The following is a 379-nucleotide window of genomic DNA, read 5'->3' on the forward strand; positions in this document are numbered from 1 at the left end:
CACGGCGAGCAGCATCGTGACCCGGGCGAGAAGCTCCGGAGTCAGATTGGCGGTCATCTTGGCGGTGCCGTCGACGCGTTGGCGGTGCACGCACAGGTTGCGGCGGCGTTTGCGGTCGGTGTCGTCGGCGAGTGTGCCGTCGGGATCGAGGTGAGCGAGTAGGCGTGCACCGAGGGCAGCGATGTCGGCGGGGGTATGGTCGACGGCGATCGCGGCCATCTGTCGTTCGGCGGCGACTTTCACGTCGTGGTCGACGGCGTGGGGGATCTGCTCGAGCACCTCGACGACCGCTCGCACGTGCGCAGGCCCGACGCGACCACCGGCGAACGCCTCGGCCAGGGCGGGATGCTGCGGCGGTAGCTGCTCGCCGGTGTGGCTG

At 70.4% G+C, this 379-nt stretch carries 1 protein-coding gene; it reads right to left on the minus strand.

Going from position 1 to position 379, the window contains the following annotated elements; translation table 11 throughout:
* Nucleotides 1-379: DUF222 domain-containing protein (locus OK17_RS22170; protein ID WP_461418779.1), on the minus strand; the 379-nt coding region annotated here is incomplete at both ends.

Source organism: Gordonia sp. GN26 (assembly GCF_054823965.1).